General features: G+C 19.9%; 1 protein-coding gene. It reads left to right on the forward strand.

Features of this window, described 5'->3' with window-relative positions; translation table 11 throughout:
- Nucleotides 1–1,378 (forward strand): hypothetical protein (locus tag M8044_RS02410; protein WP_273585458.1); only part of this gene is annotated, 1,378 nt, incomplete at its 5' end.
- Nucleotides 1,379–1,404: the final 26 nt, after the last annotated feature.

Raw genomic sequence — 1,404 nt, forward strand, 5'->3', positions numbered from 1 at the left:
AAATTTATCTGATAAAGAAATTAATAAAATTTATATTGATATTTGTTGTTTTCTTTCTCCTCAATTTAATCAAAATTTGAAAAAAAATATTTCTCTGGCTGATATTATTAAAAATATTGAAATAAGTAAAAAGAAAGCTCGTTATAAAGCTATTCATAATTTTTATCAAGCAAATAAATTAAGTTTTTTAACTTTAACTTTAGCCAAACATAATGCTAATGGTTCTCTTTCCAAAGAAGTCTTAAATTTAAATAAAATCGAACCTTTAAGTAAATTATTTATGAAAAAATTAAGACAAGAAATGAGAATTTATTTAAAACAAAAATTAAATTATTCTCCTTCTAAAATCAAATATTTTATGAAAAAAAATTTTAAATCTTTAAAAGTTACTCAAATTCAAAAAAGTAAAGTTATTCATTTTCATTTTTTATTTAACGTTGATTTATTAAAAATGTTTGGTTATGATAATAAAGTAATGTTTCAAAAAAAAGGACTTTTATTTAATACTGAATTTTATCAAAATTCAGAATATTATAAAAAAAACCAAGCTAAATATAATATTAATAATGGTTGGTTTTTTCAACAAAATAAGAATCTTATTATTCCTTTAGTTACTAAATGGTGGGCTGATATTGTTAATCATTATTTACCAAACTTAAAAAAATTAAATCCTCGTTCTCAAAATCTTCAAATTTTTACTAAAAGTAAGAACAACGAAACAACTATTAAACAAGAAATTAAGGAATGTTTTTTAAAAAATATACTTGTTAAAAATAATTTCGCTGATATCGTGAGTAATTATGTGACTAAATATGCTTCTGGTTTAACTATCCAAGAAATGTCAAAAATGATTGTCAAAAATAATCGTTTATTTGTTGGTAAAAGATTATTTCAATTTTCTTTAAGTTGTCAATCTTGTCCTATCGAAAAAACAATTAAATACCTTCCTTTTGATTTAGAACAATCAAAAAAAGAATTAACAGCTTTTTATTTCCAAGATATCTTAAACTTTAAAAAAGAACATATTTTTACTCATTTATTAAAAAATCATATTTTGAAAATTAATGATTATAAAAGAATTCAAAATGATAAAGATTTAGCTTTTTTTCATCAAAATCAAACTCTTTTTTCTCAAAAATATCGTCAAATTTTAGGAAAAACTGCTACTTTTTATTTTACTGCTTATTATTCTGCTACTCCTTTTAATAGTTTAAAAGCAAGAAAAAAATATTTATTAATGTTAGAAAGTTTAAATCATATCTTTCATTTAAGTCAATTAAAACAACACCAAACTTTAAAAAATAATCATGATAAAGTAAAATATTATACTCAATTTCATAATTATATTGATCCCTTAACACAAAGGTTAGTTTGTTAAACTATTTATTATCAATTATTAATCAT

This window comes from Columbia Basin potato purple top phytoplasma, from assembly GCF_028595955.1.
Taxonomy (GTDB): domain Bacteria; phylum Bacillota_I; class Bacilli_A; order Acholeplasmatales; family Acholeplasmataceae; genus Phytoplasma.